The sequence below is a fragment of the Bacteroides sp. NSJ-39 genome, assembly GCF_014287315.1.
GTDB lineage: Bacteria > Bacteroidota > Bacteroidia > Bacteroidales > Bacteroidaceae > Bacteroides > Bacteroides finegoldii.
Genome location: NZ_JACOOB010000014.1, coordinates 12,685 through 34,099 on the forward strand (window position 1 = coordinate 12,685; position 21,415 = coordinate 34,099).

19 protein-coding genes and 1 pseudogene are annotated in these 21,415 nt (G+C 42.9%); 17 read left to right on the forward strand and 3 right to left on the reverse strand.

Features of this window, described 5'->3' with window-relative positions:
* Window positions 1-54: 54 nt before the first annotated feature.
* The 8 genes from H8S63_RS14785 (at window position 55) to leuB (ending at window position 8,602) form a co-directional block, all read left to right on the forward strand.
* Window positions 55-594 (forward strand): RNA polymerase sigma-70 factor, encoded by a 540-nt coding sequence (locus tag H8S63_RS14785; protein ID WP_007748606.1) that lies wholly within the window; start codon window positions 55-57, stop codon window positions 592-594.
* Between the two features lie 152 nt (window positions 595-746).
* Entirely contained in the window at window positions 747-1,475 is a 729-nt protein-coding gene (locus H8S63_RS14790; RefSeq protein WP_186927223.1) for a hypothetical protein, read from the forward strand.
* Window positions 1,472-1,900, forward strand: a complete 429-nt coding sequence (locus H8S63_RS14795) for a hypothetical protein (RefSeq protein ID WP_186927224.1) — start codon at window positions 1,472-1,474, stop codon at window positions 1,898-1,900. The genes H8S63_RS14790 and H8S63_RS14795 overlap by 4 nt, the downstream gene beginning before the upstream one ends.
* A gap of 440 nt (window positions 1,901-2,340) precedes the next feature.
* A complete protein-coding gene (locus H8S63_RS14800) occupies window positions 2,341-3,837 on the forward strand; it encodes a 2-isopropylmalate synthase (RefSeq protein WP_004315472.1) in 1,497 nt (498 codons plus the stop codon).
* 81 nt (window positions 3,838-3,918) lie between these two features.
* Entirely contained in the window at window positions 3,919-5,313 is a 1,395-nt protein-coding gene (gene leuC, locus H8S63_RS14805; RefSeq protein ID WP_004311792.1) for a 3-isopropylmalate dehydratase large subunit, read from the forward strand.
* A gap of 41 nt (window positions 5,314-5,354) precedes the next feature.
* A complete protein-coding gene (leuD, locus tag H8S63_RS14810) occupies window positions 5,355-5,951 on the forward strand; it encodes a 3-isopropylmalate dehydratase small subunit (protein ID WP_186927225.1) in 597 nt (198 codons plus the stop codon).
* Window positions 5,933-7,480, forward strand: a complete 1,548-nt coding sequence (locus H8S63_RS14815) for an alpha-isopropylmalate synthase regulatory domain-containing protein (protein WP_004315473.1) — start codon at window positions 5,933-5,935, stop codon at window positions 7,478-7,480. Before leuD ends, H8S63_RS14815 begins: the two co-directional genes overlap by 19 nt.
* Before the next feature lie 60 nt (window positions 7,481-7,540).
* Window positions 7,541-8,602 carry a 3-isopropylmalate dehydrogenase gene (gene leuB / locus H8S63_RS14820; protein ID WP_004311790.1) on the forward strand — a complete coding sequence of 354 codons (1,062 nt, stop codon included), beginning with the start codon at window positions 7,541-7,543 and terminating at the stop codon, window positions 8,600-8,602.
* A gap of 83 nt (window positions 8,603-8,685) precedes the next feature.
* On the opposite strand, the gene H8S63_RS14825 is transcribed toward leuB, so the two are convergent.
* Both H8S63_RS14825 and H8S63_RS14830 read right to left on the reverse strand, forming a co-directional pair.
* Window positions 8,686-9,375, reverse strand: coding sequence for a phosphatase PAP2 family protein (locus H8S63_RS14825; protein ID WP_186927226.1), 690 nt, complete (start codon window positions 9,373-9,375; stop codon window positions 8,686-8,688).
* Window positions 9,376-9,425: 50 nt separating this feature from the next.
* Complete coding sequence (locus H8S63_RS14830) at window positions 9,426-11,261, reverse strand: LTA synthase family protein (protein WP_186927227.1); 1,836 nt, start codon at window positions 11,259-11,261, stop codon at window positions 9,426-9,428.
* A 132-nt stretch (window positions 11,262-11,393) separates the two neighbouring features.
* Here H8S63_RS14830 and cysK point away from each other — a divergent pair, with 132 nt between their 5' ends.
* The 3 genes and pseudogenes from cysK to H8S63_RS14845 form a co-directional block, all read left to right on the forward strand.
* A complete protein-coding gene (gene cysK / locus H8S63_RS14835; protein ID WP_186927228.1) occupies window positions 11,394-12,344 on the forward strand; it encodes a cysteine synthase A in 951 nt (316 codons plus the stop codon).
* 33 nt (window positions 12,345-12,377) lie between these two features.
* Window positions 12,378-13,196 (forward strand): lipopolysaccharide assembly protein LapB, encoded by an 819-nt coding sequence (locus H8S63_RS14840; protein ID WP_186927229.1) that lies wholly within the window; start codon window positions 12,378-12,380, stop codon window positions 13,194-13,196.
* A gap of 2 nt (window positions 13,197-13,198) precedes the next feature.
* Window positions 13,199-13,315 (forward strand): annotated as a pseudogene (locus tag H8S63_RS14845) (MGMT family protein); the annotation flags it as partial.
* Here the strand turns inward: H8S63_RS14845 and recQ are convergent.
* Window positions 13,308-15,113 (reverse strand): DNA helicase RecQ, encoded by a 1,806-nt coding sequence (gene recQ / locus H8S63_RS14850; RefSeq protein WP_186927230.1) that lies wholly within the window; start codon window positions 15,111-15,113, stop codon window positions 13,308-13,310. The pseudogene H8S63_RS14845 and the gene recQ overlap by 8 nt on opposite strands.
* 269 nt (window positions 15,114-15,382) lie before the next feature.
* Between recQ and H8S63_RS14855 the strand changes: the two genes are divergently transcribed.
* From H8S63_RS14855 to H8S63_RS14880, 6 genes are all read left to right on the forward strand, one after another.
* Entirely contained in the window at window positions 15,383-15,847 is a 465-nt protein-coding gene (locus H8S63_RS14855; protein WP_007748573.1) for an AraC family transcriptional regulator, read from the forward strand.
* A 95-nt stretch (window positions 15,848-15,942) separates the two neighbouring features.
* Entirely contained in the window at window positions 15,943-17,991 is a 2,049-nt protein-coding gene (locus H8S63_RS14860; RefSeq protein WP_186927231.1) for a dihydrofolate reductase, read from the forward strand.
* 6 nt (window positions 17,992-17,997) lie between these two features.
* Window positions 17,998-18,657 (forward strand): DNA alkylation repair protein, encoded by a 660-nt coding sequence (locus H8S63_RS14865; RefSeq protein ID WP_007748568.1) that lies wholly within the window; start codon window positions 17,998-18,000, stop codon window positions 18,655-18,657.
* 116 nt (window positions 18,658-18,773) lie between these two features.
* Window positions 18,774-19,262 carry a Fur family transcriptional regulator gene (locus tag H8S63_RS14870; protein ID WP_007758474.1) on the forward strand — a complete coding sequence of 163 codons (489 nt, stop codon included), beginning with the start codon at window positions 18,774-18,776 and terminating at the stop codon, window positions 19,260-19,262.
* The gene (locus tag H8S63_RS14875; RefSeq protein WP_186927232.1) at window positions 19,259-20,530 is read left to right on the forward strand and encodes an adenylosuccinate synthase; all 1,272 of its coding nucleotides are present in this window, start codon (window positions 19,259-19,261) and stop codon (window positions 20,528-20,530) included. The genes H8S63_RS14870 and H8S63_RS14875 overlap by 4 nt, the downstream gene beginning before the upstream one ends.
* Before the next feature lie 130 nt (window positions 20,531-20,660).
* Window positions 20,661-21,338: a zinc metallopeptidase gene (locus tag H8S63_RS14880; protein ID WP_022275614.1), complete on the forward strand. Its 678-nt coding sequence runs from the start codon at window positions 20,661-20,663 to the stop codon at window positions 21,336-21,338.
* The last annotated feature ends 77 nt before the right edge of the window (window positions 21,339-21,415 follow it).

The following is a 21,415-nucleotide window of genomic DNA, read 5'->3' on the forward strand; positions in this document are numbered from 1 at the left end:
TTCTATTTTTTAGAGAAGAGTTTTGGAAATAAGCTTCTTTGTTTCTTTATTTTGATGGAATTTATGAGAGACAATAATAGAAAGAAAGTTATTGATGTATTTTCTCGCATGTTTGAGGTCAATTATTCTAAAGTAAAGAATTTGGCTTATAGTTTATTAAAATCAGAATTGGATGCAGAAGATGTAGCTCAGGAAGTTTTTACTAAACTTTGGGAGCAGCAAAGTATATGGATTGATAATAAAAGGGAACTTGATGCCTATATTCTGATTATGACTAAAAATATAGCTCTGAATATATCTAAACATCAGAAAATCAGGTTGGAATATAAGGAGCGTTTTTTGGAAGAGTCATCAGATTTGACAGATCGTGATTTGTTGGAGAGTATTTATTTTCGTGAAATATTGCAAGGTATTTATTTAAAATTAGAAAGCATTCCTGAACGCAGAAGAACTGTATTTGAACTTAGTCGTTTTTATGGGAAAAGTCATAAAGAAATTGCAGACAAGATGAATATATCAGTCCGTACAGTAGAACAACAAATATATTTGACGTTAATCGAATTAAGAAAGGTTTTGGGAGCATTTGCCGGATGAAGCATGAGGAAGAAAATTGAGGATGCTGTGCCACATGTTATAATTCATGTTAATATTAACTTGTTTTTATGCTTTTGATGTTGTTTTGTAATGATTTGATTAATACATTTACCATCAATTATTGCTAATGCGAACCAATAATATTACCAGTTATGAAGCAGATCTTTACCTTGACTTTTGTCCTGTTTACTTTGTTTTTTCAGAGTTGCCGGGATAATTTGAATGTTCCTACTCCTGCAAGTCGTAATTATGAACAGGATGTTGCCGTTTTGAATGACTTTGTGGATATTAATAAAACTACTCACGAATATTATGTCAACTCAAACAAGCATACTTCAGTTTTGTCGTATATAAAGAATTCAGCTGTGGAAGAATTAAATTCGGTCAATTTGCTGAACCTTGAAATTTTCAACAAGAGTCTTTCGCGTATAAATCAGATATCGGAGCAGCTGATTTCTTCTTGTGCAGTTGACTATATCGTAATGATAACTGAAGATGAAATTTATGTAAACCGTATAAATGAGGATTCTCCGGTGGAACTGCGCCAGAAGCTGGGCGGCAACTATTCTTCGACAGTCTCTTCTTTAAATGTGACTAGTTACAAGGAACAGTATTATGTTAGTGATTGTAATTATATCGAGACATCTGTAGAGTTGAATCCACAGGCTTATAAGAATGCAGGATGGGCATTCTTGGTAACATGTGAATTGAATGGCAAGGGTGAAAAGGAAAATGTCGGGGTATTGTTCTGTGGTGTTGGCTATCACATCAATCCTTGCTTTGAATGGTTTGCAAACGATAATGTGGACTGGGATTTTGAAGTGGTCAGTCTGAATGAAGAGATTCCATATATAGCAGACCTTAGATTTTTACGTAGATGAAAAGGTTATGCATCCCTCTTGTTTGCTCTGTTTTTTTCTTCCTGACCGGTTGTGTTGAAAAGAGCGGATACTATGAGGAAGGAGAAGATAATATTATCTCTTTGATTTGTGATGTGGTATGGGCCGGTGAAAAGGTCGTTTATGATACGGAAGAAACGGCTCAGGATATTTATCGGTTCAGAAGAGATGGTACTTGTACACGTACTATTGTTGTAACAGGTAAGGATGGTGAGGAATCCCAGAGTGAAATCTATTATCGGTGGGCTTTTTATAACCAAAGTTCCAATACGATTTATTTCGGTGAAGATCATTATTGGGATATTGAAGAACTCACAACCGCGAAGTTTGCAGTTTATGATCGATGGGGAGAATATGGAAGTTTGGATATGTCTCGGGAATATAGGGAATTTACTCCTTTGAAATAATATATATAGCTAAAATTATGGCGGAAAGATATGCACGGTGTTTCCTTGTATATTTTTCCGCTTGTTTTTTTATAAAGCTTTCATCAGCTCCATTGTGTGAGTATGGTCTGCATATCTTTTGATTTCTTTAGTGATATATTTTAGATAATACCCGATTAAAACTTATGAAATGAAATTTTATATGATAAAAAAGTAACGTTTTGTTTGGATGTAACGAAATAATCCATACCTTTGCACCGTCAAACTATAAAAGAGACAAGAAATGAACCAGATGTTTATACATATTCTACTATGCGGTATTATTATTCTACTATCAAAGGTTAGTGGAAGTGAGTGCTGCGCGTAAATGTGTATAAATGAAAATATACGAAAGCCTTTCTCACTTCCAAGTGTGAAAGGCTTTTTTTAATACTAATAATTATATATAATATACATAGAATATGGACAATAGGTTATTTATTTTTGATACCACTCTTAGAGATGGTGAACAGGTTCCGGGATGCCAGTTGAATACAGTAGAGAAGATTCAGGTAGCAAAGGCATTGGAAGCGTTGGGAGTAGACGTGATTGAAGCCGGGTTCCCCATTTCGAGCCCGGGAGATTTTAATTCAGTGATTGAGATTTCAAAAGCGGTGACTTGGCCTACTATCTGTGCTTTGACACGTGCAGTTCAAAAAGATATTGATGTTGCTGTAGATGCACTGAAATTTGCTAAACATAAACGTATTCATACCGGTATCGGTACTTCTGATTCGCACATTAAATATAAATTCAATTCGAATCGTGAGGAGATTATCGAACGTGCGGTAGCTGCCGTGAAATACGCCCGCCGTTTTGTGGACGATGTAGAGTTTTATGCAGAAGACGCAGGCCGTACGGATAACGAATATCTGGCACGTGTGGTGGAAGCCGTTATCAAAGCGGGAGCTACCGTAGTGAATATTCCTGATACAACGGGCTATTGCTTGCCTTCAGAATATGGTGCTAAGATAAAATACCTGATTGACCATGTAGACGGCATCGATAATGCCATACTTTCTACTCACTGTCACAACGACTTGGGTATGGCTACTGCCAATACGATAGCCGGTGTTTTGAACGGCGCACGTCAGGTGGAAGTTACCATCAACGGTATCGGCGAACGTGCAGGAAATACTGCCCTCGAAGAAATCGCCATGATTATCAAGAGTCACCACGAAATAGATATTCAGACCAATATCAATACACAGAAGATTTATCCGACCAGCCGCATGGTATCCAGCCTGATGAATATGCCGGTACAGCCGAATAAAGCGATTGTTGGGCGTAATGCTTTCGCACATTCTTCAGGTATCCATCAGGACGGTGTGTTGAAGAATGTACAGACGTATGAGATTATTGATCCGCATGATGTGGGTATTGATGATAACTCTATCGTATTGACAGCCCGTAGCGGACGTGCCGCATTGAAAAATCGTCTTTCTATCTTGGGAGTTGACCTGGAGCAGGAAAAGCTGGATAAGGTATATGATGAGTTCTTGAAGTTGGCTGATAAGAAAAAAGATATTAATGATGACGATATTTTAGTATTGGCAGGCGCAGACCGTAGCCAGAATCATCGCATTAAACTGGATTATTTGCAGGTGACGAGTGGTGTCGGCGTTCGTTCGGTAGCTAGTTTGGGATTGAACATTGCCGGTGAGAAGTTTGAGGCTTGTGCCAGCGGTAACGGTCCGGTAGATGCAGCTATCAAGGCATTGAAAAAGATTGTAGAACGCCACATGACTTTGAAAGAGTTTACTATTCAGGCTATCAGCAAGGGAAGTGATGATGTAGGTAAAGTACACATGCAGGTAGAATACGATAACCAGATTTATTATGGTTTTGGAGCTAATACAGATATTATTGCCGCTTCCGTAGAAGCTTATATTGACTGTATTAACAAATTCAAATCATAAAAAAGAGACTGACAGTCGTATCGGCATTGTAGAGATTGACTAAAATAGTAAATAGTAATTAGTAAAATAGTAAATAAACAGATGAATACATTATTTGATAAGATATGGGATGCCCACGTGGTGACTACTGTGGAAGATGGTCCTACACAGCTTTATATTGATCGCTTATATTGTCACGAAGTGACTAGTCCGCAAGCTTTTGCCGGATTGCGTGAACGTGGAATCGGAGTGTTGCGTCCGGAAAAAGTATTTTGTATGCCCGACCATAACACACCGACACACGATCAGGATAAGGAGATTGAGGATCCGATTTCTAAAACGCAGGTCGACACATTGACTAAGAATGCGAAGGATTTTGGTTTGACACACTACGGTATGATGCATCCGAAGAATGGAATTATCCATGTGGTAGGTCCCGAACGTGGTTTGACTTTGCCGGGAATGACGATTGTCTGCGGTGACTCTCACACTTCTACTCATGGTGCGATGGGAGCAATCGCTTTCGGCATCGGAACAAGTGAAGTGGAAATGGTATTGGCTTCGCAATGTATTCTTCAGTCAAGACCGAAAACAATGCGTATCACCGTAGACGGTGAACTGGGTAAAGGGGTGACTGCAAAAGATGTAGCTTTGTATATGATGTCTAAGATGACTACCAGCGGTGCTACTGGTTACTTCGTAGAATATGCAGGTTCGGCTATCCGCAATCTGACAATGGAGGGACGTCTTACCCTTTGTAACCTTTCTATCGAAATGGGTGCACGTGGTGGGATGGTTGCTCCGGACGAAGTGACTTTTGAATATATCAAGGGACGTGAAAGTGCTCCGCAAGGCGAAGCATGGGACAAGGCTTTGGCATATTGGAAGACATTGAAGAGTGATGACGATGCCGTATTCGACAAGGAAGTCCGTTTTGAAGCTGCTGATATTGAGCCGATGATTACTTACGGAACGAATCCGGGTATGGGTATGGGCATCACACAGCACATTCCTACGATGGAAGGAATGAGCGAAGCTGCACAGGTTTCATTCAAGAAATCAATGGACTATATGGGATTCCAACCGGGAGAATCTTTGTTGGGCAAAAAGATTGATTATGTATTCCTCGGCGCTTGTACAAACGGGCGTATCGAAGATTTCCGTGCATTTGCTTCCATCGTGAAAGGCCGCAAGAAAGCGGAAAATGTAATTGCATGGCTGGTTCCGGGTTCATGGATGGTAGACGCACAGATCCGTAAGGAAGGAATCGACAAGATTTTGACGGAAGCCGGATTTGCTATTCGTCAGCCGGGATGTTCTGCTTGTCTGGCAATGAACGATGATAAGATTCCTGCCGGGAAATATTCGGTATCTACCAGCAACCGTAACTTCGAAGGACGTCAGGGACCTGGTGCACGCACCTTGTTAGCTAGTCCTCTGGTGGCTGCTGCTGCTGCGGTGACAGGTGTGATTACCGATCCGAGAGAACTGATGTAATTTCAATCATAAATCATAATTTATAATTCATAAATAAGGCGATGGCTAAGACAAAATTTAATATAATCACAAGTACTTGTGTACCTCTTCCTTTAGAAAACGTAGATACTGACCAGATTATTCCGGCACGTTTCTTGAAAGCAACCACTCGTGAAGAAAAATTCTTCGGTGATAACCTTTTCCGTGACTGGCGTTACAATGCAGATGGTGCCCTGAACAAGGAGTTTGTGTTGAACAACCCTACTTACAGCGGACAGATATTGGTGGCAGGTAAGAACTTCGGTTCGGGTTCCAGCCGTGAACACGCAGCCTGGGCAATTGCCGGCTATGGTTTCCGTGTGGTGGTATCCAGTTTTTTTGCCGATATTCATAAGAATAATGAGTTGAACAACTTTGTGCTTCCGGTGGTTGTAACCGAGGAGTTTCTGCAAGAATTGTTCGATTCGATAGAAGCAGACCCGAAGATGGAAGTGGAAGTGAATCTTCCCGAACAGACCATCACCAACAAGGCGACAGGTAAAAGTGAACATTTTGAAATCAATGCTTACAAGAAACTTTGTTTGATGAACGGATTGGACGATATCGATTTCTTGTTAAGCAATAAAGATAAAATAGAAGAATGGGAAAAGAAGGCGTGAAAATAGAAATCATGGACACAACGCTCCGTGATGGTGAACAAACCAGCGGAGTATCTTTCGTGCCTCATGAGAAACTAATGATCGCCCGTTTGCTGTTAGAAGATTTGAAGGTAGACCGGGTGGAGGTTGCTTCGGCGCGTGTGTCGGACGGTGAGTTTGAAGCCGTGAAGATGATTTGCGACTGGGCGGCCCGTCGCAATCTGCTCCATAAAGTGGAAGTGCTCGGCTTTGTTGACGGGCATACTTCTGTCGATTGGATTCAGCGTACCGGTTGCCGTGTGATTAATCTTCTTTGCAAAGGTTCACTGAAGCATTGTACGCAACAACTGAAAAAGACACCGGAAGAACATCTGGCAGATATCATTAATGTGGTGCATTATGCCGACGAACAGGATATAACCGTCAATGTTTATCTGGAAGATTGGAGTAACGGTATCAAAGATTCTCCTGAATATGTATTCCAGTTGATGGATGGATTGCAAGAGACGAGTGTCAAGCGTTATATGTTGCCTGACACGTTGGGTATCTTGAATCCCTTGCAAGTGATAGAGTATATGCGGAAGATGAAGAAACGTTATCCGAATACTCATCTCGATTTCCATGCGCACAATGACTATGATTTGGCAGTGAGCAACGTTCTTGCAGCCGTATTAAGCGGTGTAAAAGGACTGCATACCACCATCAACGGACTGGGCGAACGAGCAGGAAATGCTCCCCTCGCAAGTGTGCAAGCCATCCTGAAAGATCATTTCAATGCGGCGACCAATATCGACGAGAGCCGTTTGAATGATGTCAGCCGGGTAGTGGAGTCTTATTCGGGTATTATGATACCTGCCAACAAACCGATTGTAGGTGAGAATGTCTTTACGCAAGTGGCAGGTGTGCATGCCGACGGCGATAACAAAAATAATCTTTACTGTAATGATTTGCTTCCCGAGCGCTTTGGTCGTAAACGTGAATATGCGTTGGGCAAGACAAGTGGCAAAGCCAATATCCGCAAAAATCTCGAAGACCTCGGATTGGAACTGGATGAAGATGCTATGCGCAAGGTGACGGAGCGTATCATCGAACTGGGTGACAAGAAAGAATTGGTGACACAGGAAGATTTGCCGTACATCGTTTCTGATGTGTTGAAGCATGGAGCGATTGGTGAGAAGGTCAAACTGAAGAGCTATTTTGTGAATCTGGCTCATGGATTGAAACCGATGGCTACGTTGAAGATAGAAATCAACGGAAAAGAGTACGAAGAGAGTTCAGGCGGTGATGGCCAGTATGATGCTTTTGTTCGTGCATTGCGTAAGATATATAAGGTGACATTGGGACGCAAATTCCCGATGCTGACCAATTATGCAGTGACAATCCCTCCCGGTGGGCGTACGGATGCATTTGTGCAGACAGTAATCACATGGAGTTATGACGAGCAGGTGTTCCGTACTCGCGGACTTGATGCCGATCAGACGGAAGCTGCCATCAAAGCTACTATGAAGATGTTGAACCTCATCGAAGATGAATATGAGAAGAGCAAGTGAGAGATAACTTGCCCAAAGAATGTTTTTTATAAGAATATATAAATAGAAGAATAAACGATTATGGATTTTAAAATTGCTGTATTAGCAGGCGACGGCATCGGACCGGAGATCTCTGTGCAAGGTGTAGATGTGATGAGTGCCGTTTGCGAGAAGTTTGGCCACAAAGTAAGTTACGAATATGCAATCTGTGGAGCTGATGCGATTGATAAAGTAGGCGATCCGTTTCCGGAAGCAACCTATCAGGTTTGTAAAGATGCGGATGCTGTTTTATTCTCTGCCGTAGGCGATCCGAAATTTGATAACGACCCTACTGCTAAGGTACGTCCGGAACAAGGTTTGTTGGCGATGCGTAAGAAATTGGGACTTTTCGCTAATATCCGTCCGGTGCAGACATTCAAATGCCTGATTCACAAATCTCCGTTGCGTGCGGAACTGGTAGAGAACGCAGATTTTATCTGTATCCGTGAGTTGACCGGAGGTATGTATTTCGGTGAAAAATATCAGGATAATGACAAAGCGTATGATACCAACTATTATACTCGTCCGGAAATCGAACGTATCTTGAAAGTGGCTTTTGAATATGCGATGAAGCGTAGAAAACACCTGACGGTGGTAGATAAGGCAAACGTGTTGGCTTCTTCCCGTCTGTGGCGTCAGATTGCACAGGAAATGGCTCCGAACTATCCGGAAGTGACAACAGACTATATGTTTGTGGACAATGCTGCAATGAAAATGATTCAGGAACCTGCTTTCTTCGATGTGATGGTAACGGAAAACACCTTCGGTGATATTCTGACTGACGAAGGTTCTGTAATTAGTGGTTCTATGGGCTTGCTTCCTTCTGCTTCCACAGGCGAGAGCACTCCGGTGTTTGAACCTATTCACGGTTCATGGCCGCAGGCTAAAGGATTGAATATTGCTAATCCGTTGGCACAAATTCTTTCCGTAGCTATGTTGTTTGAGTATTTCGATTGCAAAGAAGAGGGTGCGCTGATTCGTAAAGCAGTAGACGCTTCTTTGGATGAGAATGTACGTACACCGGAAATCCAGGTGGCTGACGGTGCTAAATACGGAACGAAAGAAGTAGGACAGTGGATTGTTGATTATATCAAGAAAGCTTGACGAATCCGGATGAAAAGTAAAAGCCTGGCATCGGAAACGGTGTCAGGCTTTTACTTCCCAGTTTGAAATAGTGTCGTTGTGTTCTACCAGCTTTTAATAGTGGAATAGATAATGATTCCGAGTACGGTCAGTAATCCTACATAAATAGTGACTGACCATTGTTTGAGTTCTTTTCTCTTCATACGGGTAGAAGGTTCCAGATAGATGGTTGCTTTATGGGCAATGGTAGCGAACAGCCATCCGCCGAATCCGCCGATAATTCCTCCGACAAGCAAATCACCCGGATAATGTACCCCTAGATATACGCGTGTGTAACAATTGAAGAGGGCCCATACGATAATGAAAATGCTTAGCCAGCGTTTGCGGAACATGAAGACCACGTACATGGCAAGACCGAATGAATTGGCTGCATGACACGACGGGAAACCGTAGCTCCCGCCACGATAATTGTTGACGATATATACCATATCTACAATGGGACTTTCCGGATTGGAAGGGCGCAGGCGTGCCACGACCGGACGGATGATACTGCTGCACATCTGGTCGGCGAAGGTGATGATAAGTGCAATAGCGGCTACATAACACAGAGCGGCTTTCCAATGGAAGTTCTTTAGTAATATGTATAGGATGGTGGCGTACATCGGTACCCAAATTATTTTTCCTGTAAAGGAAGTCATGAAATAGTCCCAAAAGGGAGAGTGGATACCATTGAAATATAGGAAAACATTTGTATCTATCTCCGAAAGATATTGGATGATGTCAGTATGTACCATCTGGTTCTGTTTTTATATTTTTACTGTGATTATTCAATTGTTCTCCGGCTTTATCGTTTGGCTAGGTCATCGTAGAGCTTTTGGAGGAAAGCTTTTCCCTTCTCCAGATTGGCACCTTTCTCTGGACCTTCGTCAAGTTGTACGGTATTTGCATCCAGGTTATATACCAACTGGTTTTCGGGAGTAACCATGCCGAAGAAGTTCGGTCGGGTAAAATATCCGAAATGCGGAGATGACGGGTTCAGTATGTTTTTGCTGAATGTAAAGTCATCGTGTGGCACCCCCAGCTGTGCGAGCAAGGTGGCGGCAATGTCAATTTGTGAAGCATACGTATCTATTACACGAGGCTCTTTGATTGCTCCGCCAAGCAAGATTAACGGGATGGTCTGCCCGTCCAACGGATTCTCTATCGGATACGGATAAGCTCCCTGATGATCGGGAACAAGTACAAATAGGGTGTTTTTCCAAAGCTGCGTCTCCTTATATTGTTCTACGAAATCTCCCACGCAACTGTCCGCATAGGCAAAAGCATTGAGTATTTTATCGTCCAGTCTGTGGAACGGAACTTCAAAAGGTTCATGACTGCTTGAGGTTTGCACGAGTTTAAGAAAAGGTTCTTGCTGTTTTTCCTCCTTGATGTCTTTCATCAGACGTTGGAATAATACATGGTCCTGCGCTCCCCATTTTCCGGTACGTTCGGACAATGGAAAATCCTTATCGCATACAATTCTCTCAATGCCGGAGGATACCAGATAAGAACGCATATTCGTAAAGTCGGCGTCCCCTCCGTAATAATATTCCAGACTGTATCCCGCATTTCTCAAACTTCGTGGAATAGAAGGAAGTTTGTCCGTCTTTTCGGGATATTTCATAATGCTGGTGCTTGGCTGTCCGGGATAACCACTGATGATGGAAGCCAGCCCACGATCGGTACGGAAGCTGCTAGCGTAAAAATTGCTGAATAATATGCCTTCTTTGGCGAATTTATCCATATTGACAGCTACGTTCGGATGTCCGCCGAAAGTTTCCATCAGGTGTGTGGAGAAACTTTCGAGAATAATAAAGATAATATTCGGGCGTTGTGTATTTAATAATTGGGAAATACTGTCGGCAGTTACGGCAGGTTTGTCTACCATTTCCGCAAACAATTCGTCGGCCTTTTGAGGGTCCATGAACCGATATTGTTTCTCAAAATTATTCTGATGGGTAGCAGAATACATGAAACTGAATGCCGGATTGATGGCGGCATGATTCATTCGCTGATCCTGGCTGTAATAGACTTTACTCAGATTCATGGTCGATACGGTGAACCCGCCACGAATGGGGATGAAAAGTGCGGCGGTGAGCAATAATAGCGCGAATGAAACATTTTGTCGGCGATAGGGTATCTTTAAAGGTTTTCTTTCACGGATCAGTACGATATAAAAGATAGAATATAAAACAGCCGCATAGACCAACATTGCTAATATTCCCAATAAAACGAACCAGAAACTGACGCTTGCGATAGCATCTTTGGGTGAGGAGAAGAAATAGAAAATGGGGGTGGCGTCAAGACGGAATCCCCAGAAACCGTATAGCCCGAGATCGACAATAAAGATACATGCCATGACAAATGCTATCAATCCGAAATAGACTTGCCGGATGCGGCGGAGTATAGACGAATCCGTCCAGGCGGAAGCGATAAGTATCAGGCCGGGAATGGCGGTGAGGTAACCTGCGAGTGATAAATCCAAAGGTAAGCCGTGCCACATGACACTAAAATAATCACCGAAAGAAACATCGGCGTATAAATCATGGTAGTAGACCATGAAGACCGGCTTTTGAAGAACAAACAAGAGGACAAATAAAAAGTATGTCGTGAGAAATTGGATAATTCTCTTTTTCATAATGTGTAAATTTAAAATAATTGAACGGATACAAAGTTAGTATACTTTTCGTTATCTTTCTCATGATGTAATATAAAACATCTCTTTTTTTCCATATCTTTGTCGTGTGTGTGACAAAAATTAAGTAATGAAATGGCTAAGATTGCGAAGAAACTAATAGATTTAGTGGGGAATACTCCTCTGATGGAGCTTTCCGGTTATTGTGGTAAGTATGGTCTGGAACAAAATATTATTGCCAAACTGGAGGCCTTTAATCCGGCGGGAAGTGTGAAAGACAGGGTGGCTCTTTCGATGATTGAAGATGCGGAGGCACGTGGGGTATTGAAGCCCGGCGCAACGATAATCGAACCGACAAGCGGAAATACAGGTGTCGGACTGGCAATGGTCGCTACCATCAAAGGATATCACCTGATATTGACAATGCCTGAGACGATGAGTCTGGAACGGCGTAACCTGTTGAAAGCACTCGGTGCGGAAATCGTTCTGACAGACGGCTTGGGCGGAATGGCGGCTTCCATTGCAAAGGCTGAGGAATTGCGAGACAGTATTCCCGGTTCGGTGATTCTGCAACAATTTGAGAATCCAGCCAATGCGGCGGCGCATGAGCGTACGACAGGAGAAGAAATCTGGCGGGATACAGATGGTGAAGTAGACGTTTTTGTTGCCGGAGTCGGCACCGGAGGAACGGTTTGCGGTGTAGCCCGTGCTTTAAAGAAACATAATCCCGATATTTATATCGTAGCGGTAGAACCGGCTGCGTCTCCTGTATTGGAAGGTGGACAGGCGGCTCCACACCGTATTCAGGGAATCGGAGCCAATTTTATTCCTAAACTTTATGATGCTTCTATGATAGACGAAGTTATCGGTGTGCCTGATGATGAAGCGATTCGTGCAGGACGTGAGCTATCGGCAACGGAAGGCTTGTTGACCGGAATTTCTTCGGGAGCAGCTGTGTATGCAGCCCGTCAACTAGCACAGCGTCCGGAATTTAAAAACAAAAAGATAGTGGCGTTGTTACCTGATACGGGAGAGCGTTATTTGTCAACGGAATTGTTTGCATTTGACGCATATCCGTTGGACTGATTTTGATTTATAAATACTAAAAAGATCTGAACCATGGTAAGAACGATTATTGCTTTATTTTTCTGTTTCCCGGTTGCCTTGTATGCGCAAACTTATCAGCAATTGTCCGAAAGGGCTATTGACTGTATCGAAAAAGACAGTCTTCCACAAGCGGAAGAACTTTTGCTTCGTGCTTTGAAACTGGAACCGAAAAATGCGAAGAATGCGTTGCTTTTTTCCAATCTGGGATTGGTACAACGTCGTTTGGGAGAGTTTGATAAGGCACTCGAATCTTATTCTTTTGCCTTGAACTTTGCTCCATTGGCAGTTCCTATTTTGTTGGACCGTGCCGCCATCTATATGGAAATGGGAAAGACAGATCGCGCTTATACTGATTATTGCCAGGTGCTTGACGGGGATAAGCAAAATAAGGAAGCCTTATTGATGCGTGCGTATATTTATGTACTCCGCAGGGATTATCCGGCTGCCCGTATTGATTATAATCGTTTATTGGAACTTGACCCGCAGAGTTATAGCGGTCGGCTGGGATTGGCTACGCTGGAACAGAAAGAAGGAAAGTTCCGTGAAGCTCTTGCCATTCTGAATAAGATGATTGTGGAATATCCTGAGGATGCGACACTGTATATAGCCCGTGCCGATGTGGAGCGTGACATGAAACATGAAGATTTGGCGCTGGTTGATTTGGAGGAAGCGATCCGGTTGGATACCTCGTCGGCTGATGCTTATTTGTTGCGTGGAAATATCTATCTGGTACAGAAAAAAAAGGCATTGGCAAAATCGGACTTTGAGAAAGCCATTTCGCTGGGAGTACCTCCTGCCGATTTACACGAGCAGTTGAAACAATGTAGATAACCATTTCAATACTTATTCCCTGTCATCGTGTGATTGACGGTAACTGTGCTTTGACCGGTTATGCGGGTAGGCTGCCGACAAAAAAGGCTTTACTGGATTTGGAGTCGGATGTCAGGTGAACTGCCGGATTAGGTTGACGAAATCTTTACCATACTTTTTCTTCTTATATTCTCCGATACCGCTGATAGATCCGAAATCTTCAATGGTGGTAGGTCGTGAAATGCTGAGCAGATGTAATACTTTGTCCGACAATACAATATAGGCGGGCAGACCTTCCTGGTCAGCTAATTGTTTTCTTAATCCGCGCAGTGCTTCGAATAAATCTTCGCTTTCGCCGCCTGCCAGGCCGAAAGGAAGTTCTTTGGCTACCACTACTTTCTTCTTTTTCCCTTTTCGTGTAGCGGTCTCTTCGTGACGGATAACTGCCAATGTGGCTTTTGCTCTCCCAAAAAGAATGTCACTTCCGCTGGGCGTGATTTTCAGATGGTTGTTCTCGTTATAAGCTATTTCAAAATAGCCGAGTTGCAACATCTGGAGAAGGTAATCTTGCCAATCGCGAGGGGGAATATCACGTCCGACACCGAATGTCTTGAGTTCTTGGTACCCTTTCGCTGTCACCTCTGCCGAATAGCTTCCCCGCAGAATGTCGATCAGAAGCCCTGTCCCGATCTGTTGTTCCGCACGTGCAATGGCGCTTAGTGCTTTTTGTACAATGACTGTCCCATCAAAACGCTGGGGGGGATTCTTGCAGACATCACAATTTCCGCAGTCCTCTGTGGCTGTCTCTCCGAAATAGCTCAATAAGATGCGTCTCCGGCAGATGTCAGCTTCCGCATATTGTTGCATTCGTTGAAGTTTCTCGAGATTGATCTTTTGTTGGCTACTTTCCGATGCAAATTTGGTCAGTAGTATCAGGTCGCCTAATGAATAAAACAATACAGTATCGCTGGGCAGGCCATCCCGTCCGGCACGTCCGATTTCCTGATAAAAGCTTTCTATACTTTTGGGCAGATTATAGTGAATCACCCAGCGTACATTTGATTTGTCGATTCCCATACCGAAAGCGATGGTGGCACACACTACCTGAATGCGGTCGTTGATGAAATCATTTTGTGTCTCGTCACGTTGCTGTGCGGATAAACCGGCATGATAGACCCCACAACGGATACCTTGCTTTAGCAGCATTTGGGCTACAGTTTCTGTCTTGTTACGGCTCATGCAGTAGATAATTCCGCTTTCTTTTCCATGGCGTTGGATGAATTCTATGATGGCTTTATTTTTTTCTTTCGCCTGAAATCCCCGTTTGACTGTTAGGCTGATGTTGGGGCGGTCGAAAGAAGAAATAAACGTACGAGGTCGGATAAGATGTAGCTGACGGATGATATCTTCGCGGGTGATTTTATCCGCAGTGGCAGTTAAAGCGATGATGGGCACTTGTGGGAATTGTTGATGGAGGACTCCCATCTGTGTATACTCCGGACGAAAATCGTGTCCCCATTGAGAGATACAATGAGCTTCGTCTATGGCAAATAGAGAAATGTTCATATCCCGTAGCAGGTAGTCTTTTTCCGCCAACAACTTTTCAGGAGAAATATAAAGCAGTTTCAGCTTCCCCGCAACGCAGGAACGCCGTAAATTGGCATTTTCCGTTTCGTCATTACTGCTATTCAGAGCTCCGGCGGCAATGCCGTTTGCCTGTAACGCTTCCACCTGATCTTTCATGAGTGAGATAAGCGGAGAAACCACGATAGCAGTACCTTCGCTGAGCAAAGCGGGCAATTGATAACAGATGGATTTTCCTCCACCTGTGGGCATTAGAACCAGTGCATCCTGTTTATCTAGAATATGCCGGATGATTTCTTCTTGTAGCGGACGGAAACTGTCGTATCCGAAATATGTTTTTAGAGTATCTCTCATTGGACGTTAATTTAAACTTGCTGCAAAGGTACGTTTTTATTCGTCAATTATGATAATGAGTGATTTCTGTTTCCGATATGAAATATAAAAAGGTTAAAGTTTCTTATTATTCGAGCTTAATCCCTCTTTTTCAAGGCTTTTGATTGTTTATTCGGAAAAAAACGCACAAAATAATTGTGTGTTTAAAAAAAAAGTAAGACATTTGTAACATGTAACGTTGCAAGTATGCAACCTACTAACAAATGAACAAACCCTAACCAGTTAATTCAATGAGTGATTTAGAGAACAAAACATCGGAAGAAACTCCGAAAAAACGCCCTTACAATTTGAGGGAGAAGAAAGAAAAGAAGGCTGCATATAGGTCGTTAATCAGACCGGAATTGGCAGATGAGTTGTATGACAAGATCTTGAATATCATAGTCGTACAGAAAAAGTACAAGGATCCTGATTATTCAGCAAAAGACTTGGCGAAAGAATTGAAGACGAATACTCGTTACCTTTCTGCAGTAGTGAACTCGCGTTTCGGTATGAATTATTCTTGTTTGTTGAATGAATACAGAGTGAAAGATGCTTTGCATTTATTGACTGACAAACGTTATGCCGACAAGAATGTGGAAGAAATTAGTGCCATGGTTGGTTTCGCAAATCGTCAATCTTTTTATGCCGCATTTTACAAGAATATAGGTGAGACTCCTAACGGATACCGCAAGAAACATTTGGAAAGCAAAAAGTAATAGCGTGTTCCGGAATTAGCCAAAAGGAATTACCTCTAAATGAAAATGTTTGGAGATAATTCCTTTTCTCATTTTAATTGATCAACACTAGCATTATGAAGAAACATCTTATTTCAATGACTATTGCCGCCACGCTTTTGACATCGTGCGGAGGAAGTAAAACAACAACTGCTGATGCAGAAAAATTTGATTACACAGTGGAACAATTTGCTGATTTACAGATTTTGCGTTACAAGGTTCCCGGATTCGAGGAACTGACGCTGAAACAGAAAGAACTGATTTATTACCTGACACAGGCTGCTTTGGAAGGAAGGGATATTCTGTTCGACCAGAATGGAAAATATAATTTGAGAATCCGTCGGATGCTCGAAGCGGTATATACGAATTATCAGGGGGATAAGGCAACTTCTGACTTTAAGAACATGGAGATTTACTTGAAAAGAGTATGGTTCTCCAATGGTATTCACCATCATTATGGCTCGGAGAAATTTGTACCGAATTTCTCACAGGACTTTTTGAAACAAGCTGTGCTTGCCCTCGACGCCAAGCAGCTTCCGCTTGCAGAGGGGCAGACTGCCGAACAGCTTTGTGATGAGTTATTCCCCGTGATCTTTGATCCGGCTATTATGCCGAAACGGGTGAATCAGGCGGATGGTGAGGATCTTGTGCTGACTTCGGCTTGTAACTATTACGATGGGGTGACGCAACAGGAAGCGGAGGCTTTCTACGGAGCGATGAAGGATCCGAAAGATGAGACTCCCATTTCTTATGGCTTGAATAGCCGTCTGGTAAAAGAGAATGGAAAGTTGCAGGAGAAAGTATGGAAAGTCGGCGGGCTTTATACACAGGCTATTGAGAAGATTGTGTATTGGCTGAAGAAAGCGGAAGCGGTGGCTGAGAATGATGCACAGAAAGCTGTGATTGCCCAACTGATTCAGTTCTATGAGACCGGTAGCCTGAAAGATTTTGATGAATATGCTATTCTTTGGGTGAAAGACCTTGACTCGCGAATTGATTTTGTGAATGGATTTACAGAAAGTTATGGAGATCCGCTAGGCATGAAAGCGAGCTGGGAATCTTTGGTCAACTTCAAAGATCTGGAAGCTACTCGCCGTACGGAAATTATCAGCAGCAATGCTCAATGGTTCGAGGATCATTCTCCGGTGGACAGGTCTTTCAAGAAAGATGAAGTGAAGGGTGTGTCGGCTAAGGTGATTACCGCCGCTATCCTTGCCGGTGATCTCTATCCGTCAACTGCTATCGGTATCAATCTTCCGAATGCTAACTGGATTCGTGCGCATCACGGTTCTAAATCGGTGACTATCGGTAACATTACGGACGCTTACAATAAGGCGGCTCATGGAAACGGGTTTAATGAGGAATTCGTTTATAGCGATACGGAAAGACAGTTGATCGACGCTTATTCCGATCTGACGGACGAACTTCACACGGATTTGCATGAGTGTCTGGGACATGGTTCCGGGAAGTTGCTTCCGGGAGTAGATCCTGATGCGTTGAAGGCTTACGGCTCTACGATTGAGGAAGCCCGTGCCGACTTGTTCGGATTGTACTATGTGGCTGATTCGAAATTGGTGGAACTGAAACTTCTTTCCTCTCCGGAAGCTTATAAAGCTCAATATTACACGTATCTGATGAATGGTCTGATGACTCAGTTGGTACGTATCGAACCGGGAAACAATGTGGAGGAAGCTCACATGCGTAACCGTCAGTTAATAGCCCGTTGGGTCTATGAGAAAGGAGCTGCCGATAAAGTCGTGGAATTGGTGAAGAAGGATGGAAAGACGTATGTGGTCATCAACGATTATCCGAAGGTACGCGAACTTTTCGGTGAGTTATTGGCTGAGATCCAACGTATCAAGTCGACCGGTGATTTTGAAGGTGCCCGTTCATTGGTAGAGAATTATGCGGTGAAAGTAGATCCGACTCTGCATGCTGAGATACTGGAACGCTATAAGAAGTTGAATCTGGCTCCTTACAAAGGTTTTGTGAATCCTAAATATGAACTGGTGACGGATGAAAACGGTAACATTACGGATGTCACCGTATCATACGACGAAGGTTATGCAGAACAGATGTTGCGTTACAGCACCGAAAACTCTCCGTTGCCTTCGGTAAACAACTAATCTGAAATGGATATTAAAGAACAACTGAAAGATATCAAGACACAGCTCCGTCTCTCAATGAACGGGGCTGTGTCCCAAAGTATGCGTGAAAAGGGGTTGGTATACAAATTGAATTTTGGTGTCGAACTGCCCCGTATCAAAATGATCGCAGGGAATTACGAGAAGAATCACGACTTGGCGCAGGCCTTGTGGAAAGAGGATATCCGCGAATGTAAAATATTGGCCGGACTGTTGCAGCCGATTGATACTTTTTATCCTGAGATAGCCGATATTTGGGTAGAGGATATCCGGAATATAGAGATTGCGGAACTGACGTGTATGAATCTTTTTCAGAATCTGCCGTATGCCCCTGCCAAGTCTTTCCACTGGATAGCCGATGAACGGGAATATATACAGACTTGTGGGTTCCTGACTGCTGCCCGGCTTCTGATGAAAAAGGGAGATATGACTGAACGGGCTGCCGGTGAGTTGCTTGACCAGGCTATTTGCGCCGTTCACTCCGAAAGTTATCATGTACGCAATGCTGCTTTGCTGGTGATTCGTAAATATATGCAGCACAACGAAGAGAATGCTTTCCGGGTATGTCGGTTGGTAGAAGGAATGGCCGATTCCAATATGGAAGGAGAGCAAATGCTTTATAATATGGTAAAGGCGGAGATGGAATAATAAGCCTGTGTACTTTTAATTGGTATATTGGCATAGGAGCAAATTGATAATTTATTAAAATCCTTTTGCGTTCCGCAAAAAAGGCTTAACTTTGTTCGCGCTAATTTTGGCTGATGATGGAAACTCAAAACGTGAAAGATACAGTAAGGCAGATATTCACTGAATATCTCACTGCGAACGGGCATCGTAAGACTCCTGAACGCTACGCCATACTCGATACAATTTATTCTATCGACGGTCATTTCGATATCGACATGCTTTATTCACGAATGATGGATCAGGAGAATTTCCGGGTGAGTCGGGCTACTCTTTACAATACCATTATTCTTCTTATCAATGCACGGCTGGTCATTAAGCATCAGTTCGGTACTTCTTCCCAATACGAAAAATCATACAATCGTGAAACGCATCATCACCAGATATGTACGCAATGCGGTAAAGTGACTGAGTTTCAGAATGAGGAATTGCAGCATGCCATTGAAAATACGAAATTAAGCCGCTTCCAGCTTTCGCATTATTCCTTATATATATATGGGATATGCAGCAAGTGCGACAGAGCCAACAAACGGAAAAAAGTCAATAACAACAATAAAAAAGAAAGATGAAAGTAGATGTTCTATTAGGATTACAATGGGGCGACGAAGGTAAAGGAAAAGTAGTCGACGTTTTAACACCTAAGTACGATGTGGTTGCTCGTTTTCAGGGCGGCCCGAATGCCGGTCACACACTTGAGTTTGAAGGACAGAAGTATGTACTTCGCTCTATTCCTTCCGGTATTTTTCAGGGAAATAAGGTAAACATCATCGGCAATGGTGTGGTACTTGACCCGGCGCTGTTCAAGGCAGAGGCTGAGGCTCTTGAAGCATCCGGTCATCCGTTGAAAGAACGTTTGCATATTTCAAAGAAGGCTCACTTGATTCTTCCGACACATCGTATCCTTGACGCTGCCTATGAAGCTGCCAAAGGGGATGCCAAAGTAGGAACTACCGGTAAGGGTATTGGTCCTACATATACAGATAAAGTTAGTCGTAACGGTGTTCGTGTTGGAGATATCCTTCATAATTTCGAACAGAAATATGCCGCAGCGAAAGCCCGTCACGAACAGATTCTGAAAAGTCTGAATTATGAATATGACTTGACGGAGCTGGAAAAGACTTGGCTGGAAGGTATTGAATATCTGAAACAATTCCATTTCGTAGATAGTGAACATGAAATAAACAATTTGTTGAAGGATGGTAAGAGCGTACTTTGTGAAGGTGCCCAAGGTACTATGCTTGACATTGACTTCGGTTCATATCCGTTCGTAACTTCTTCTAATACGGTTTGTGCAGGTGCTTGTACAGGCTTGGGCGTAGCTCCTAACCGTATCGGGGAGGTATATGGTATCTTCAAAGCATATTGTACACGTGTAGGTGCAGGTCCGTTCCCTTCGGAGTTGTTTGATGAGACAGGCGACAAGATTGGCGCATTGGGACATGAGTTTGGTGCTGTGACCGGCCGTAAGCGTCGTTGCGGATGGATTGACTTGGTAGCATTGAAATATTCTGTAATGGTAAACGGAGTTACTAAGTTGATTATGATGAAGAGCGATGTGCTCGATACTTTCGATACCATCAAGGCTTGTGTAGCTTACAAGGTAAATGGTGAGGAAATCGACTATTTCCCGTACGATATCACAGAAGGCGTGGAACCTGTATATGCAGAACTTCCCGGTTGGAAGACAGATATGACTAAGATGCAGAGCGAAGATGAATTCCCGGAAGAATTCAATGCTTATCTGACTTTCCTGGAGGAGCAGTTGGGGGTACAAATCAAGATTGTATCTGTAGGACCGGACAGAGCACAAACTATCGAACGCTATACTGAAGAATAATAATTGACTAATTTTTAGCTAATTCTTCATAAAAGCAAGGGGAAACTATTCTGACATTGATAGTTTCCCCTTATTTTTGGCAAACAATTTGTATATGGAGATATAGAGTAATAATTAAAATGAAATGAATATGTCTTATTGGGTATTATTTATAGGAATAGCCGTAGTAAGTTGGCTGGTACAAATGAATTTGCAGAGCAAATTCAAAAAGTATTCTAAGATTCCTACAGGAAATGGAATGACAGGACGCGACGTAGCTATCAAGATGTTGCATGACAATGGAATTTATGATGTACAGGTGACGCATACGCCGGGTCAGTTGACCGATCACTATAATCCGACTAACAAAACGGTGAATCTGAGTGAAGGAGTGTACGAAAGTAATAGTATAATGGCGGCTGCCGTAGCGGCTCATGAATGTGGTCATGCCGTGCAGCATGCGCGTATGTATGCTCCTTTGAAGATGCGTAGTGCGTTGGTTCCGGTAGTTAACTTTGCCTCTTCCATTATGACATGGGTATTGCTGGGTGGTATCTTGTTGGTGAACACATTTCCGCAGTTATTGCTGGCAGGTATTATTTTGTTTGCTATGACTACATTGTTCAGTTTTATCACGTTGCCAGTGGAAATCAATGCAAGTAAACGTGCATTGGTATGGTTGAGTTCATCCGGCATTACTAACTCGTACAATCATGCACAAGCTGAAGATGCTCTTCGTTCTGCTGCTTATACCTATGTAGTTGCTGCATTGAGTTCATTGGCTACGTTGGTTTACTATATCATGATTTTCATGGGTAGAAGAGACTAAGTCTTTCCGAAGACTATAGAGGATTTTTTCGTATATATGTAAGCATTGCTCGGAAATTTGCAGTAAATTTGCGCAAT